This is a genomic window from Roseovarius sp. MBR-78, from assembly GCF_040547535.1.
Lineage (GTDB): Bacteria > Pseudomonadota > Alphaproteobacteria > Rhodobacterales > Rhodobacteraceae > Roseovarius.
The window spans coordinates 198043-214546 of sequence record NZ_JBEPPX010000004.1 but is presented as its reverse complement, the minus strand read 5'-3'; the positions used below and the strand labels follow the sequence as shown (position 1 = coordinate 214546).

The 16504-nt window shown below is 64.3% G+C and carries 14 protein-coding genes and 1 pseudogene; 4 read left to right on the top strand and 11 right to left on the bottom strand.

Annotated features, from left to right (window positions below; genetic code table 11):
• The 6 genes and pseudogenes from ABIE58_RS05120 to ABIE58_RS05095 form a co-directional block, all read right to left on the bottom strand.
• A pseudogene (locus ABIE58_RS05120) lies at positions 1–401 on the bottom strand (phage major capsid protein); the annotation flags it as partial.
• Positions 394–717, bottom strand: a complete 324-nt coding sequence (locus ABIE58_RS05115) for an HNH endonuclease (RefSeq protein ID WP_354543614.1) — start codon at positions 715–717, stop codon at positions 394–396. The gene ABIE58_RS05115 and the pseudogene ABIE58_RS05120, both read right to left, overlap by 8 nt.
• Positions 714–1061 (bottom strand): head-tail adaptor protein, encoded by a 348-nt coding sequence (locus ABIE58_RS05110; RefSeq protein WP_354543612.1) that lies wholly within the window; start codon positions 1059–1061, stop codon positions 714–716. The genes ABIE58_RS05115 and ABIE58_RS05110 overlap by 4 nt, the downstream gene beginning before the upstream one ends.
• Complete coding sequence (locus ABIE58_RS05105; RefSeq protein ID WP_354543611.1) at positions 1058–2554, bottom strand: terminase large subunit domain-containing protein; 1497 nt, start codon at positions 2552–2554, stop codon at positions 1058–1060. Before ABIE58_RS05105 ends, ABIE58_RS05110 begins: the two co-directional genes overlap by 4 nt.
• A 141-nt stretch (positions 2555–2695) precedes the next feature.
• The gene (locus ABIE58_RS05100) at positions 2696–3244 is read right to left on the bottom strand and encodes a head-tail connector protein (protein ID WP_354543610.1); all 549 of its coding nucleotides are present in this window, start codon (positions 3242–3244) and stop codon (positions 2696–2698) included.
• A 510-nt stretch (positions 3245–3754) separates the two neighbouring features.
• Positions 3755–4627, bottom strand: coding sequence for a hypothetical protein (locus tag ABIE58_RS05095; protein ID WP_354543609.1), 873 nt, complete (start codon positions 4625–4627; stop codon positions 3755–3757).
• A 207-nt stretch (positions 4628–4834) separates the two neighbouring features.
• Between ABIE58_RS05095 and ABIE58_RS05090 the strand changes: the two genes are divergently transcribed.
• From ABIE58_RS05090 to aroA, 3 genes are all read left to right on the top strand, one after another.
• Positions 4835–5989, top strand: a complete 1155-nt coding sequence (locus tag ABIE58_RS05090; protein WP_354543608.1) for a phosphoserine transaminase — start codon at positions 4835–4837, stop codon at positions 5987–5989.
• 87 nt (positions 5990–6076) lie between these two features.
• Positions 6077–7672, top strand: coding sequence for a phosphoglycerate dehydrogenase (gene serA, locus ABIE58_RS05085; RefSeq protein ID WP_354543607.1), 1596 nt, complete (start codon positions 6077–6079; stop codon positions 7670–7672).
• A gap of 75 nt (positions 7673–7747) precedes the next feature.
• The gene (gene aroA, locus ABIE58_RS05080) at positions 7748–9094 is read left to right on the top strand and encodes a 3-phosphoshikimate 1-carboxyvinyltransferase (protein WP_354543606.1); all 1347 of its coding nucleotides are present in this window, start codon (positions 7748–7750) and stop codon (positions 9092–9094) included.
• Between the two features lie 268 nt (positions 9095–9362).
• On the opposite strand, the gene ABIE58_RS05075 is transcribed toward aroA, so the two are convergent.
• From ABIE58_RS05075 to ABIE58_RS05055, 5 genes are read right to left on the bottom strand one after another with little or no spacing between them, the layout of a single operon-like run.
• A complete protein-coding gene (locus tag ABIE58_RS05075; protein WP_354543605.1) occupies positions 9363–9911 on the bottom strand; it encodes a cytochrome c oxidase subunit 3 in 549 nt (182 codons plus the stop codon).
• The gene (locus ABIE58_RS05070; protein ID WP_354543604.1) at positions 9908–11845 is read right to left on the bottom strand and encodes a nitric oxide reductase activation protein NorD; all 1938 of its coding nucleotides are present in this window, start codon (positions 11843–11845) and stop codon (positions 9908–9910) included. Before ABIE58_RS05070 ends, ABIE58_RS05075 begins: the two co-directional genes overlap by 4 nt.
• A 9-nt stretch (positions 11846–11854) precedes the next feature.
• Entirely contained in the window at positions 11855–12667 is an 813-nt protein-coding gene (locus tag ABIE58_RS05065) for a CbbQ/NirQ/NorQ/GpvN family protein (RefSeq protein WP_354543603.1), read from the bottom strand.
• A 5-nt stretch (positions 12668–12672) separates the two neighbouring features.
• On the bottom strand, positions 12673–14037 hold the full coding sequence (locus tag ABIE58_RS05060; RefSeq protein ID WP_354543602.1) for a cbb3-type cytochrome c oxidase subunit I: 1365 nt from the start codon (positions 14035–14037) through the stop codon (positions 12673–12675).
• 16 nt (positions 14038–14053) lie between these two features.
• Positions 14054–14506 carry a c-type cytochrome gene (locus ABIE58_RS05055; RefSeq protein ID WP_354543601.1) on the bottom strand — a complete coding sequence of 151 codons (453 nt, stop codon included), beginning with the start codon at positions 14504–14506 and terminating at the stop codon, positions 14054–14056.
• A gap of 258 nt (positions 14507–14764) precedes the next feature.
• Here ABIE58_RS05055 and ABIE58_RS05050 point away from each other — a divergent pair, with 258 nt between their 5' ends.
• The gene (locus ABIE58_RS05050) at positions 14765–16444 is read left to right on the top strand and encodes a cytochrome D1 domain-containing protein (RefSeq protein ID WP_354543600.1); all 1680 of its coding nucleotides are present in this window, start codon (positions 14765–14767) and stop codon (positions 16442–16444) included.
• Positions 16445–16504 lie beyond the last annotated feature (60 nt).

Genomic DNA, 16504 nt, shown 5'->3' with positions numbered 1-16504 from the left:
CCGGCCACCGTCTCGCCCGCGCGTTGCTCCAGCGCCTGCCAAGGAACCGGGATGCCACGGAACCCGCCAGCCGAACGCAGCTCTTGCACGATCTCGCCCGTCTGGCCCTCGATCGCGCGCCCCTCGTCCAGATAGAGGGCCACCTGCCGCATCTCGAACCCGGCCATCATTTCGGACCACTCGCGGCTGGAACGGGTTTCCAGCTCGCCCTTGGCCTGCTCGCGTTCCTCGTTTTCGCTGATCAGGGCCGCGCGGAACCTGCGCTCATTGTCCTGATATTCGCGGTCCATCGCGTCCATCTTGGACCGGGTTTCGTCGGTCAGGGTTTCAGCCCCGGCCAGCTCGGCCAGCGCCTGCCGGATTTCCGACTGCCGACGCTGGATTTTCACGGAATCAAGCATTGATTTCTCCTTTTCGCTCGATCGGTTTCGTGGCCAGCTCGGCCACCGCTTTGCGCCATGCGACGCGCTTCGGATCGGGATTGTTGCCCAGCTCCAAATTCGTGACTCGTGTGTGGCAGGGACCGCACAGGGTGAGGCAATTCGACGGATCGAACGCCAGCTCGGGGTGATCGGCCACGCGCTTGACGTGATGCACCTCCAGCCGCCGCCGCGCCCCGCAATGCTGGCATTGCCAGCCGTCACGCTCCAGAACGCCGTGCCGCACCGCCTGCCATTCCTTGCGCACAAGCGCCCATCTGCCCGGTCGCTTGGTCATGTCAGCGGCCCCTCGACGGTGAACTCCAACAGCTGCCGACGCCGCCCTTGGGCTGGCTCCTTGATGCCGACGATGCCGAACAGCTGGCCCTCGTGCTGGATCCGATCGTCTGCCGTGATGCCCCGCGTGAACTCGGTCGATCGGCACTGAAACCGGATCATTGACCGCTCGCGGAACACGCCCGCCGCCACGGTTTCGGTATCGCTCACGTCCATGCGCAGCGCCGGGATAACCTCGCCCAGATCAGACCAGACCAGGGTGAACCCGCCGAACCCGTCCGCCGTTTCCGTTGCCCGCTGAAACTGAATTTGCCGGTCCAGTGCCGACCCGATAGCCCGTGTCATGCCCATTGCATCCTCGCTTTGCTCACCGGTCGGCTGGCCATCCGCTGGCCCTCGGCTATCGCCAGAACCGCCGCCGCCGCCGGATCAATGCGCCCCAGAGAACGCCCCTTTGCCAATTTCAGATTGCCCGCCGGATCCGATAGACAGACTGCATCCGACAGGGCCGCGCGCAGTAGCAGGCTCTTGGGGGCCGCAATCTGCCGATCGTAAACCGCGCGCTGAAAGCGGGTGATGTCCTCGGCCCCGTCGCGCCAGCCAAAACCCCGCCATGTCACCGGGCCGCGATAGCCTGCCGATTGAAGCCCGTCCTGCACCTCGCCCTGTTTAAACCGATCGGCCAGAACCGTGGCGATGCTCTCGCCAGCGACGTGCTGCAACACCTGCTCGATCCACAGCGCCACCGGCACGGTGCGCCCCGTCATGGTGCGCAACTCGCCCCGATCGGCCATCTCCTGATACCGCCGCCCCACGCCATCATTCACGCCGCGAACGGCCAGAGATGGATCATCCGGGAACCAGCCCAAAGTTTCCAGCCTGCCGCTATCCGGCCAGTAGAACGCCGCCGCCGTCATGCTGGCACTTGCGCCCAGATCAAGCCCGACACAAACCGGACCCTGCCGTGACGGTTGCATGTCAACCTCACACGCCGCCCATTGCTCCAGCTCGATCAACAGCTGCCGCGCCTCGGTATTCACGCGCTCGTTTCTGTGAAGGTTTCTGAAACTGGCCAGCGCATTGCCGCCGCGCTCGATCGCCTGCGCCGCCGCGCGCAACAGCCAGTCCTTGGACGGGCCGATATTCTCGGGGACGCCGGGGTTGGCCTGCAACAAGCTCGGCCAGTCATCCGCCGCCAGATCAGGGGCCGCGCGATGCTCTTGCACATAGCAGCCGCGTGGGGGTGTATCCAGCCAGCGTGAGAACGCATTGCCATCATCCGGGGCCGATGTGCTGATCAACAGCGCCCGCCCGTCACGCTTGCCCAGGGACGTGAGAAGCGCGCTTTCCAGCTCATCGCCGCGCCCCTCGGGCCATGCCGCCCTTTCGTCCAGGATCGCCAAGGTGGCCGAACCGCCCAGGGCCGTCTTGCCCTGCGATGCAATGGCCTTGAGAAGGTGCGGGCCGGTGGCGTCCTGATACTCGATCTCCAGCACATTGCCGCGCCGAATTGTGACGTCCTCACAATCGCCCACGAAAGAGGCACAGAACCGAAAGCATGTGCGGGCCTGATCCAGCGTCCGGGCCGATATGACGATCTCCCGCTGCGCCTGATCGTCCCAATGGCCAAGAAGGTGGGTGACGGCCAGCGCCGCAGACAGGGCCGTTTTGCCAGCACCTCGGCCGACAGACAGGCAACCGATATTGACGCCCCCAGAGAACGCGCCCTCGATGAACTCGCGCTGGAACTTTGCCAGCGTGACAGGCTCACCAGCAAGCGGGCCTTGGGGAACTGTCAGCCCCTGCACCGCGTCGATGATCTGCCCCGCCATCGTCATGGCCGCGCACTCGCAAGAAAATGTGAACTCTCACCACCGGTTACTGTCTGTGAGAAAAACGTCGGCATTGGGACCGCCAGCGCCCACAGGGCCCCAGAGCGCCTCACACAGTGCTGTTGACGTGCTGCCATGTGCCCCCCCCTACGCGCCTATCGCAACGCGCCTGTAGCGGGCCGCTATGCGTGCTGTTGAGGGTGCAAGGCCGGGGGACGTGTCCGCGTCGCCGCGCCTGTCGTAAAGCCGGATCGCCTGATCCAGGATCGCAAGGGACAGGTCGCGGGGCAGGGCTTCATAGTCAGTGCCATAGCCTGCCGTGTATGTGACGCGCAGCTCGGCCTCGGGGGCCACGTCGAAGCGTAGGCTTGGATAGCGCCCGTGTATCAGGTGCCAGCCCGAGGCGATCGGTGTGGTGCTGCCATCCTCCTCGATCCGCTCAACCGTGACAAGCGCACCGGCTTGGACAGGGCCGATCGGCAATGACGCGACGGTGCCGATAGCTGATCCGGTGGCCACGATCTCTTGCGTCAACAGGGCCAGCGCCGCGTGCCGCTCGACCTCATCCGCCGCCGCTCGGGCAAAGCGCATGGCGTTCGCTGCCTCGGCCAGCTCCACGCGCAGGTGGTCGGCCAGGTCGATCACGTCAACAGGCTCGCCGGTGGCAACAGGGTTTCGCTCGATCAGCTGCAACATGGTGTGGCCCTAATAGGTCAGCGTTGCTTACCGATACCACAGATGGGATAGGTCAGCAAGGTTTACCTATCCTCTCAGGACACACTCCCGCACCCGCTACTTCCCCCCGCCTAAGGCTTGCAGGCCAGTGCGGCCCGACTTGGGGAAGTCCCTGCGCCTCCTCGATCCGTATCCACGCGATGCCCGTATCGTGGGCCAGCCGCTTCCCCCTGAGCTTTTCACTCAGCCCGCCCTTTGCAGCTCTGCGCCGGTGCGGTCCCCGATCTGTCACCACGGCCCTATGGGCAATGTCACCAGCCGGTGGGTTTTAGTCGTCGCGTTTCTGAGCGGGCCTAGCAGGAGCCGGTGCCGCTCGGGGTGGGTTACAAGTCCCCGGATCGTCATAAGCCCATTGATTTCGCTCAACGGTCAAAGGCTAGGGCGGGTCGGTGGGATATGCCCGGTCTGGCCGGTCTGCTCCGGTGGGTTGACGCTCCAGCACCACGCCCATGATGCTGGGGCGCGGTGGCGTTAAGCTGCCCTTCCGATGAATTGGAGAAGGGTCTGGCGTTCGGCGCGCTCGATCTCTTTGAGGCGCTGCAACTCATACGCTGGCAGGTGACGCTCGATAGCCTCGCGCACCATGTCGCGCAGCGTGTCGGGTGGTATTGCGTCCAGCTCGGCGGCATAGTCATGCGGCCAGCGTTTATCGGCTTCGCTCTTGCGCTTGGCTGGTCGCGTTGGAAGGCTCAGATAGCCGACCTGAAATTCAGTCAGCCCCAGCTCCTCGAACACCACCGGGACGCCATATTCCGCGCCGAACCGCTCTACCTTTTCCTTGAGCGATGCCGCTGCATCCCGGCCTGATCGGTCGAAGTCATAGAGCGCATAGACCACCAGTGTTTTGCCGGAGCCGCGCAGGTGATTGACCGCCTCATGGGCGAATGTCTCAGAGGTGTAGCCGCCCGTTGGCATGAGCGGCACGTCATACTCCGCCGTCACCGGGTAAATGACACCGGCAAGCGCCGATTTCTCCACCCATATTTCAACTTCCAGATCGGTATTGGCCCAGAGGTTTTTGCGATAGAGCCTCGCCGTATCCTGCAGAGCGTCCTCCCAGCCGTCGAAGGTCCGGGGCTTGCGCATGTAGCGGGTTGCATCGGCTATGCAGTGATATGGCAAGCGGCCCTCGCGCCGTAGTGCCAATACCTGAGCCTGCACCTTGTTATAGCCGCTCTCCGATTTCTCAATCAGATCGACCACCGTTGCCGCATAGAACAACTGCCGCACCGTGACCGGGCCATGACGCCGGGCATAGTCGATCAGGAACGCGGCCCGCTCGGCCATCTCGGCTTTTGTCGCGCGTTTCCGTTTTATCGGGCTGGCCTGATAAACGTCCGTCATGTCGCCGCCCTCGCAGCAACAATCCGCGAACATCCTGTGTCAGTTTTGTGCCACTTAGTCCCGGACGTTCTTGTTTCATTCTGCGACAAGTCGCCAGAACCTGCATGGCAACGCGCTTTGGCACTTGCTGTTTTTATGGGGTTTCTGTAGAGGCGTCCGTGGGACACCCCTCCCCAACGAGGGGCGCTTATCTGAAAGGGTAGCTACATGGCTATTGCAAAGCCCGGCACGCGGCCGGAAAATCCGCGTTTTTCCTCTGGCCCCTGCGCCAAATTCCCCAATTACAACGTCAACATGCTTGCCGATGCGCCGCTCGGGCGCTCGCACCGTGCCGCCGTGGGCAAGGCGCGGCTCAAGGCCGCCATTGACGGCACGCGCGAAGTGCTCGGCATTCCCGATGACTATCGCATTGGCATCGTGCCCGCGTCTGACACCGGCGCGGTGGAAATGGCGATGTGGTCGCTTTTGGGCGCGCGGCCCGTGGAAATGCTCGCCTGGGAAAGCTTTGGCGCGGGCTGGGTGACCGACGCGGTCAAGCAGCTGAAGCTCGACGCGGTGGTGAAGACCGCCGACTATGGCGAGATCGTCGATCTGACCTCGGTCGATACCGACAATGACGTGGTGTTTACCTGGAACGGCACCACCTCGGGCGTGCGCGTCCCGAATGGCGACTGGATCAAACCGGATCGCCAAGGGCTGACGATCTGCGACGCCACATCGGCGGCCTTCGCGCAGCGCCTGCCCTGGGACAAACTCGATGTGACCACGTTTTCGTGGCAAAAGGTGCTGGGCGGCGAGGCGGCGCACGGGATGCTGATCCTCAGCCCCCGCGCGGTGGAGCGGCTGGAAAGCTACACACCGCCCTGGCCCCTGCCGAAGATTTTCCGCCTCACCAAGGGCGGCAAGCTGATCGAGGGTATTTTCAAGGGCGAGACGATCAACACGCCGTCGATGCTCGCGGTCGAGGATTACCTTGCCGCGCTCGACTGGGCGCGCTCTGTGGGCGGGATCGAGGGGCTGCGCAACCGCGCCTATGCCAACCTCGCCGAAATCCAGGGCTTCGTTGCCGCGCATGACTGGCTGGCCTTCCTCGCCAATGATCCGGCGGTGCGGTCCAACACCTCGGTGTGTCTGAAATTCACCGATCCGCGCATCAGCGATGGCGCGGCCTTCGCCAAGGCGGTGGTGAAACGGCTCGATGACGAGGGCGTGGCCTTTGATATCGGGGCCTATCGCGACGCGCCGCCGGGGCTGCGCATCTGGTGCGGCGGCACGGTCGAGACGGCCGACGTAGCCGCGCTGATGCCGTGGATCGAATGGGCCTTCGAGGCCGAGATCGCGGCGCTCACCGAGTCGGCGTGACCCCGATTTCCTGAAAAGAAATCGGCCCGGAGTCTTTTCAAGACTCCGGGCCTTCCCCCGAAACGTTTCATCAAAGGACCAGCAAAAATGGCTCCCAAGGTTCTCGTATCCGACAAGCTTTCCGAAACAGCCGTGCAGATCTTTCGCGATCGCGGTATCGACGTGGATTTCCAGCCTGATCTTGGCAAGGACAAGGACAAACTGGCCGAGGTGATCGGCCAATATGATGGCCTCGCCATCCGCTCGGCCACCAAGGTCACCGAGAAAATCCTCGCCAATGCCACCAATCTCAAGGTGATCGCGCGCGCGGGCATCGGCACCGACAATATCGACAAGGCGGCGGCCTCGAAGCGCGGCGTGATCGTCATGAACACGCCCTTTGGCAACATGATCACCACCGCCGAACACGCCATCGCGCTGATGTTCGCCGTGGCGCGGCAAATCCCCGAGGCCAGCGCCTCGACCCATGCCGGGAAATGGGAGAAATCGAAATTCATGGGGGTGGAGCTCACCGGCAAGACGCTCGGTGTGATCGGCGCGGGCAATATCGGCGGCATCGTCTGCGACCGCGCGCGCGGCCTCAAGATGAAGGTGGTGGCCTATGACCCGTTCCTCGGCCAGGAAAAGGCTGACAAGATGGGGGTGGAGAAGGTCGAGCTGGACGACCTCCTGAAGCGCGCCGATTTCATCACGCTGCATGTGCCGCTGACCGATCAGACCCGCAACATCCTGAGCCGTGAGGCGCTGGAGAAGACCAAGACGGGCGTGCGCATTATCAACTGCGCGCGCGGCGGTCTGGTGGACGAGGCGGCGCTGGCCGACCTTCTGAAATCCGGCCATGTCGCGGGCGCGGCTTTTGACGTGTTCGCGGAGGAACCCGCCACAGAAAACCCGCTGTTCGGCCTGCCCAACGTGGTCTGCACGCCGCATCTGGGGGCCGCCACCACCGAGGCGCAGGAAAACGTCGCCCTGCAAGTGGCCGAACAGATGTCGGATTACCTGCTGACGGGGGCGGTGAGCAACGCGCTCAACATGCCGTCGGTCACCGCCGAAGAGGCCAAGGTGATGGGGCCGTGGATCAAGCTCTCGGATCACCTGGGCAATTTCATCGGCCAGATGACCGACGAGCCGATCAAGGCCATCAACATCCTCTTTGACGGGGTGGCGTCCGAGATGAACCTTGGCGCGCTGACCTGCGCCGCCGTGGCGGGGATCATGAAATCGGTGAACCCCGAGGTGAACATGGTCTCGGCCCCCGTCGTCGCCAAGGAGCGCGGGGTGAAGATCTCCACCACCAAGCAGGACAAATCCGGTGCCTTCGAGGGCTATGTCAAGATCACCGTGGTGACAGACAAGCGCGAGCGCTCCATCGGCGGCACGGTGTTCTCGGACGGCAAGCCGCGTTTTATCCAGATCAAGGGCATCAATATCGACGCCGAGATCGGGCGGCACATGCTCTATACCACCAACGAAGACGTGCCCGGCATCATCGGCACGCTGGGCCAGACCATGGGCGAGAACGGCGTCAACATCGCCAACTTTACCCTTGGCCGGTCGGATGCGGGCGGCGAGGCCATCGCGCTTCTCTATGTCGATGCGCCGGTGCCCGAGGCCGCGATTGCCGCGCTCAACGCGACGGGCAAATTCCAGCAGATCCGCCCGCTGCACTTCGACATGGCCTGAGCCACACCCAAGCGATGGACACCGGTCGCCTGCCTGCGCTATCAGGCAGGCGATTTCGCATTGAGGAGCGCGCCCATGTCCGGCCACGGCACCCCCATCCCGATGGTCTCGCACCCGTCCGGGGCCTTGACAGGCACGGCGGATGTGCCCGGCGACAAGTCGATCTCGCACCGCGCGCTGATCCTTGGCGCGCTCTGCGTCGGCGAGACGGTCATCACCGGCCTGTTGGAGGGCGATGACGTTCTGGACACCGCGAAGGCAATGCGCGCCTTCGGGGCGGAGGTGACGCGCGACGACGGCGGCACATGGCGCGTGCATGGCGTGGGTGTGGGCGGCTTTGCCGAGCCGGAACAGGTGATCGACTGCGGCAATTCCGGCACCGGCGTGCGGCTCATCATGGGGGCGATGGCGACCTCGCCCATCACCGCGACCTTTACCGGCGATGCGAGCCTCAACAAGCGGCCCATGGCGCGGGTCACCGATCCGCTGGCGCTCTTTGGCGCGCGGGCGGTGGGGCGCGCGGGCGGGCGGCTGCCGATGACGATCGTCGGGGCGGACTATCCGGTGCCGGTGCGCTATACCGTGCCGGTGCCGTCCGCGCAGGTGAAATCGGCGGTGCTGCTGGCCGGGCTCAACGCGCCGGGGCAGACCGTGGTGATCGAGCGCGAAGCAACGCGCGACCATACCGAGCGGATGCTGGCGGGGTTCGGGGCGGAAATCACCACCGAAGCGACCGACGAGGGCCGCGTCATCACCCTGACCGGGCAGCCGGAACTCATCCCGCAAACCATCGTCGTGCCGCGCGATCCAAGCTCGGCGGCCTTCCCGGTCTGCGCGGCGCTCATCACACCCGGCTCGGATGTGCTGGTGCCCAACATCGGGCTGAATCCCACGCGGGCGGGGCTTTTCACCACGTTGCGCGAGATGAGGGCCGATCTCACTTACGAGAATGAGCGCGAGGAGGGCGGCGAGCCGGTGGCCGATCTGCGCGCGCGTTTCTCTCCCGATCTGAAGGGCATCGAAGTGCCGCCCGAGCGTGCCGCCTCGATGATCGACGAATACCCGGTGCTGTCGGTCGTCGCAGCCTTCGCCCAAGGGGCCACCGTGATGCGCGGCGTGAAGGAATTGCGCGTCAAGGAAAGCGACCGGATCGAGGCCATGGCCACGGGCCTGCGTGCGGGCGGCGTCACGGTCGAGGATGGGCCAGATTGGTGGATCGTGCAGGGCATGGGGCATGGCCGCGTGCCCGGCGGGCAGATCTGCGCCAGCCATCTCGATCACCGTATCGCCATGTCGTTTCTGGTGATGGGCATGGCCGCAAACGCCCCGGTCAGCGTCGATGATGCCAGCCCCATCGCCACGTCATTCCCGGTATTCGAGCCGCTGATGGCCGGGCTTGGCGCGGATATCCAGCGGGGGTGAGCCGTGCCCGATGCGAGATAAAGCCCGAGCAGCAACAGGCAGAACCCGGCAAGCGATACCCCGAACCCCCGCCGCCAGAACGGTGCCGCGACAAGCCCGAGATAGCGGCCAAGGATCACGCGCGCCTTGAGCCAGGCAAGCCCGAGGATGAGCGCCCCGGCAACGGCGCTCAGGCCCGGCGGCACCGGTGCGAGCGACAACAGCGTAGACCCGAGGCTAAGCCCGATCAGCGCGCCCCAGGCGCGCAGGAGCGGATCGCGGGGCATCCTCATCGCAGCAGGTAGATGACCGGGAACAAGAGCACCCAGACCAGATCGACCATGTGCCAGAACGCGGCCCCCGCCTCGATATTGCGCGGCGCGTCCTGCCACGCGACCAGCAACAGCACGACGACCCCCGCGACGACATGCGCCGCGTGAAACCCGGTGAGAAGGTAATAGAAGGTAAAGAACGGGTGGGTATCCCAGCCGATACCCTCGGCGGCCTTGCCCGCATATTCCGCGCCCTTGATGACGAGAAACACCACGCCGAGCGCCGCCGCCCCGATCAGCGCCACGCGCGCAGCCCCGCGCCGCGCGCCCTCGCGCAGGCGCAGGGCAAGGGCGGCCAGCGCGCCGCTTGTCACCAGAACCACGGTGTTGAGCCCCGCGCCGGTGCGGTAAAGCGCGTCCTGCGCCACGGCAAACCCCTCGGGATCGGTGATCCGCACCGCCAGGAATGCAGCGAGGCCCGCCCCGAAAACCAAAAGCTCGCTGACGATCAGAACCCAGATCATCAGATCGCCGGGCAAGTCGTCGAACACGCTGGTGTCGCTCATGCGCCCACCAGATCGCGATAGATCATCGGCAGCGCCTCGGTCAGGCGTTCGGGATGGGGGATGACGTGAAACCCGCCCTGCCCGAACATCCGCGCGAACCACGATTTGGCCTGCCGGTCCACGGTGATGCCGAACACCGATTGCCCCGCGCGCCGCGCCTCGCGCACCGCCATGGCGGTATCCTCGATGCCGTGGCGGCCCTCGTAATGATCGAGATCGTTGGGCTTGCCATCGGTGATGACCAGAAGCAGGCGGCGCCTGCCGCCCTGCGCCGACAGCCCCTTGGAGGCGTGGCGCACCGCCGCCCCCAACCGGGTATAGAAACCGGGGCGCAACCCGCCGATCCGGTCCTCGACCGAGGCGCTCATCGGCTCGTCAAAGCGCTTGCAGGTGCGGATATAGACCCGGTCGCGCTTGAGCGAGGAAAACGCGTTTATGGCGAAACTGTCGCCGCAGGCCTCCAGCCCCCAGGCCAGCGCCGCCAGCGCCTCGCGCTCCACATCGATCACCGCGCGGTCGCCCACCGCGCTCTCGGTCGAGCGCGATATGTCGAGCAGGATCGACACCGCGAGGTCACGGGCCTGCGGGCGGGTCTGCCGCCAGATGCGGTTGCTGCCCGCCCCGTTGGCGAGGATATCGACGCGCGCGCGCACCGCCGCCTCGATATCGAGCTCGTCGCCGTCGAGCTGACCGGGGATCGAGACGCGGCCGGGGCGCAGCGCCTCGAATTGCCGCCGCACCCGGTGGATGCGCCGCTGCGCGCGCGGGTCGGCGCGAAACGAGGGCACGCCGCTGCCCGGCTCTGCCACGCTATCCAGCACGCGCACATGATCGGGCAGGTAGGCCCCGGTGCGCACGTCCCATTCAGGGTATAGCGTGACGCCCGACAGGCGGTCGCGGTCGACATCCTCGGGCGCAAGATCAAGATGCAGCTTGAGCCGCGTCGCGGGGGCCTTCGATATCTGGCCCAGCCCGATTTCCTCCTGGTCGTCGGCGGCCTTCTTGGCGCTGTCGGGGTCGTCGTCATCGACACGGCGGTTGAGGTTAAGAAACTCGGTCCAGCTCAGGATCGCCTCGAACTTGTGCAGGATCAGGCTGTCGCCGCGCTCGGCCTGATCGGCCTTGCGGCGACGGGCGCGGTGGGTCTTGTTGCTGCCCTCCTCGGGCGGGCCGTCGGTGTCGCGGCTCTCGACCTCGTCGCGCGCCGACATCACCAGTTCGCGCAGGTCGGGCCAGAGCGCAACCGGCTGAAACGGGCGATAGCCGCGCGGGGCGGCGATCTGCGCCAGGTCGCCCGCCTCGATCGCGGAGTGCAACGCCTTTGCCCGGTCGGTCAGGGGCGCGGGATCCCCGAGCATCTCGCGGATCAGCGCCTCGATCGCCGCTTCCTCGCGCGGCAGGGCTTGCGCTGCGCGGTAATGCAGGGTGGCCGCACACAGGTTCTGGTAAAGCTCTTGCAGGCCCGGCGCGGCGGCAAGGGTGGCCTGCACCATCGCCCGCGCGGTGCGCAACGCGCGCAGGTCCGCGCGCAGCGGATCATCCTCGGCCACATGGCCGGGCGCATGGGCCACTGCCGCCGTCAGCCACAGGTAAAGCGCGCCATTGGCCGCGCGCGTCGGCAACAGCCCGAGGCTGTCGGGCAGGCGCAGCACCTCGCCGTCAAAGCTGGCGCGCGGGGTGATTTCCACCTCGGTGCCCAGACGCCGCAAAAACCGCAGGCGATGGCGCGATACCTCTGGCGAGACCGGGCGGATTTCGACCGAATGCCCGCCGCCAAGCCCACGAAAGAACACCGCCAGCCGCCCGCTGACCTCGGACAGGTCCACGGCGGCCCCGTGATGCGCCTTGGGCGCATCAAGGCGGCTGGCGAATGCGTGCCACAGTTTCCCGATGGTTTCTTCGGGCTCCCACGGCTCTATGTCGATACCGGTCACGGCCATGCCTCACCCAAAGACGGCCGTGACCAGATCGAGAAGCCCGCGTTTGATATCAGCATCATCGGTCAGCGGCTCTATCATTGCGGCCTCGATGGCGCGCTCCACGGGCATTCCCTGCCCGATGAGGGTGGCCGCGTAAATCACGAGGCGGGTCGAGACGCCTTCCTCAAGATCCTGGCCCTTGAGCGCGCGCAGCTTGCCCGCAAGCCGCACAAGGGCGCGGGCGCGATCCTCGGCGATACCCGTTTCCTGCACCACGATGCGGGTTTCCAGATCGGGGGGCGGAAAATCGAACTCCATCGCGATAAAGCGCTGCCGGGTCGAGGGCTTGAGCGTCTTGAGGATATTCTGATAGCCGGGGTTATAGGACGCCACGAGCATGAAACCCGGTGCCGCCTCCAGCTCTTCGCCGGTGCGGTCGATGGGCAGGATGCGGCGATCATCGGTGAGCGGGTGCAGCACCACGGTCACGTCCTTGCGCGCCTCCACCACCTCGTCGAGATAACAGATCGCGCCCTCGCGCACCGCGCGGGTGAGCGGACCATCGACCCAGACCGTCTCGCCACCCTTGAGCAGGTAACGGCCAATCAGGTCCGCCGCCGACAGGTCATCATGACAGGCCACGGTATAGAGCGGGCGGCCAAGCGTTGCCGCCATATGCGCCACGAAACGGGTCTTGCCGCAGCCGGTCGGCCCCTTCAGGAGCACCGGCAGGTCATTCTCGCTGGCGGCGCGGAACAGCGCGCATTCATCGCCTTGCGCGAGGTAGAAGGGGGCGGTGGCCGCCCCCTCCTGTTGCAGGGTCATATCACCGTCCATGCCCGTCACTCCGCGGCCATCGACGGCTCGGCCGTGATGATCTCCCGGCGCGGGAAGGCCAGCGAATAGACCAGCAGGACCAACCCGAGGAATACCACCACGCCCGCACCAAGGCGCATCCAGTAGAAGATCGCGATCTGGTCCTGAACGGTCATGTAATACTCGCCCATCACCCGTTGCAGATGGGTTTGCACCGTGCCGGCAATGGTCAGCGTGAAGGTCATGAACACCATCCCGCCCGACATCAGCCAGAACGCGGCCATGTTGAGCACCTGGTTATAGGGATCACGCCCGCGCAGAATGGGCAGCGCATAGGTGAAGATCGCGATATTGAGGCAGACATAGGCCCCGTAGAACGCAAGGTGCCCGTGAGCGGCGGTGATCTGCGTGCCGTGGGTATAGTAATTGACCCCGTGCAGCGTGTGCAGGAACCCCCAGACACCCGCCCCGAAGAACGCCAGCGTGGCACAGCCCAGCGACCACAGAAGCGCCGCCTTGTTGGGATGATCGCGCCGCCCCTTCCAGACCATGACAAAGGCAAAGGCCATCATGGCAAAGAACGGGATCACTTCGAGCGAGGAGAAGATCGAGCCGATCCACTGCCAATAGCCCGGCGTGCCGATCCAGTAGTAGTGGTGCCCGGTGCCGAGAATGCCCGAGAAAAGCGCGGCGGCGACAATGACATAGAGCCATTTTTCCACCACCTCGCGGTCAACCCCCGTCAGCTTGAGCATCAGGAAGGCGAGGATCGAGGCCATCACCAATTCCCATGTGCCCTCCACCCAGAGATGGACCACATACCACCAATACATCTTGTCCAGCGACAGGTTGGCGGGGTTGTAGAAGGAAAACAGGAACAGCAGCGCAAGCAGCCACAGGCCCAGCAACAAGATGTTGGTGATCGCGGTCTTGCGGCCCTTCAGCACGGTCATCGACACGTTGTAGAGAAAGATCAGCGCCGCCACGACGATACCGGCCTTGACCCATTTGGGTTGCTCAAGGAACTCGCGCCCCTCCTTGCCCAAAAGCCAATGCCCCTCGAACAGATTGAACAGATAGGTCACCACCACGCCCAGCGTGCCGAGAACCAGGATCGCGAGTTGCAGATAGGCAAGTGTCGGCGAATGGATCTCGCGCTCGGATTCCTCGGGGATAAGAAAATAGGCGGCCCCGAAGAAGCCCAGCAAGAGCCAGACGATGAGCGAATTGGTGTGCAGCATCCGCAGGATGTTGAACGGCACAAGCTCGCTGAGGAAATTGGGGCTGACATAGACCCAGCCCACCAGCAGCCCGCCGATGATCTGGATCACGAAAAGACCCAGCGCGACAGCAAAGTAGGCCATCGCAATTTTTTGCGTTTGGTATTTCATCGAGTGTCTCCTTCACTCAGCCCGCATCATTGGGCGGCCAGCCCTGTGCATCGATCTGGTCAACCCAGAGCAGGAAATCGGCAAGGTTGCGCGTCTCTTCCTCGGTCAGGTCGAAATAGGGCATCTGACGGCGCCCCTCGACGCCCGAGGGCTGCGATTTCATCCAGCCGTCGAGGATCTCGTAACCGGCCTCGGCATCACCGCTCGCGCCCCAGCGCGTCATCACGTTCATCAACTCGGGCGCAAAGTAGGCCCCCTCGCCCATGATCGAATGACAGTTGATGCAGGAGTGCTTCTCCCAGACATGCTTACCCTTGGCGACGCTCTCGGTGAGTTGGTCGTTATTGGTCGATTTGGTCAGGATATGACGGTGCGAGTGAGCAGTGAGGCCGACGAAGATCACGATGAAGAACAGCGATCCTCCGTAAAAAATGTTTCGGGCCATGCTCTTGGTCATGACTTCGCGCATGCGATTCTCCTTTGCGCGTGAATGCGACTGCACACAAATTGCGCAGGTCCGGCGGCCCGCTCCTTGACTATTGTTAACAGGGGGCAAAACAGTTTGGCCGCTCTTGGGCCGCGCGGCGCGCATGCCCAGCGCCCTTTTGCACAAGCGATCTCAACCGCATCGCGTGGCCCTTGTGGCCGCCTTAACGAAAGTCAAGGCGCGCGGCGGCAAGGTCATGTTCACTTTCCCGTGCCTCACCAACGCAATGGAGAACATGATATGACAGCCCCAAATGCGAAGACTGCGCGCGCCGCAGGCCTTGGCCTTGGCTTTTCCCTGCTTTTGTCAACGGTCGCCCTGCCGGTCTTTGCGCAGGATCGGCCCACCATGACCGAAGAGGCCTTTGAAGGTGCCAAGCAGACCTATTTCGAGCAATGCGCCGGCTGCCACGGCGTGCTCCGCAAGGGCGCGACCGGCAAGCCGCTCCTGCCCGAAGTCAAGACCAAGGCCGCCGACGGCACCGAGACGGTCACCGGCACGCTCAAGCTTGGCCAGGACCGGCTGGAGCGAATCATCGCCTACGGCACCGAAGGCGGGATGAACAATTTCGACGGCATCCTGAGCGAAGAGAAGATCCGCGACCTGGCGACCTATATCCAGCTCGATCCGCCCAAGCCGCCGGAAATGTCGCTCGCGCAGATGAAGGAGACCCGCAAGGTCTATATCGAGCCCAAGGATTACCCCACAGAGCCGCTGCATGGCCGCAACTGGGAGAATTTCTTTGTCGTGATCGAGCGCGACGTGGGCAAGGTCGCGGTGATCGACGGCGACACCAAGGAGGTGCTGGTCCATATTCCCACGGGCTATGCCGTCCACGTCCTCAAGGCGTCGGAACATCACAGCATCGACGAGCCGGAAAACCCCGGCCGGTTCTGGTACACGATGGGCCGCGACGGCAAGATGACCAAGATCGACCTGTGGCAAAAGCCCGAGAACATGCTCGTGGCCGAGGTCAAGATCGCCTATGACGCCCGCGACGTGGCCGTATCCGGCGACGGCAAATACGTCATCGGCGGGGGCTACTGGCCGCCGCATTTCGCCATCGTCGATGCCGAAACGATGGAGCCGAAAAAGGTCGTCTCGACCCGCGGCGTCAACGTCGATGGCGAATATGTCGAGGAGGCGCGCGTCGCCGCCATCTACACCACCCCGCACGAGCCGACATGGCTGGTCGCGGTCAAGGAACTGGGTCAGATCTGGCAGGTCGACTACTCCGATATCGACAACCTGCGGATCGACAAGATCGACAACTCGAAATACCTGCATGACGGGTTCTTTGATCCGACAGGCCGTTATTTCCAGATCGCGGCCAATGCCTCGAACCAGATGGTTGTGATCGACTCCAAGACCCGCAAGCTCGAAGCGATCATCGACGTCAAGTCGAAGCCGCATCCGGGACCGGGCGCCAACTGGGTTGACCCCAATTGCGGCCCCGTGGGCGGCACCACGCATCTTGGCACGGGCTTCGTGACGGTCTGGGGCAACGATCCCGAGGGCCATCCCGACAACGCCTGGAAGATCTGCTACGAGGTCGAAACCGACGGGCCGGGCCTGTTTGTGCGCACCCATCCGAACAGCAAATATGTCTGGGCGGATCAGACGCTGCATCCCGAACCCGAGATCCAGCAATCGGTGCAGGTGATCGACAAGGCCACCGGCGAGATCGTCAAAACCATCCAGTTGACCGAAACCGAAGGTTCTGTCGCCGTTCATTTCGAATTCAACCAGGACGGCACCGAGGTCTGGGCCTCGGTCTGGAACCGGTCGGATTCGAAAACCGACAATGGCGAGATCGTGGTTTTCGACGCCGAGACGCTGGAAGAGAAATACCGGATCAAGGGCCTCTTTGCCCCCACCGGCAAGTTCAACGTCTATAATCGGTCGAACCACAAGACCTGAGCCATGAGGGCCGGGGGGCATGATCGCCTCCCGGCCCTTTCTCTTTGCCAAGGATCAACC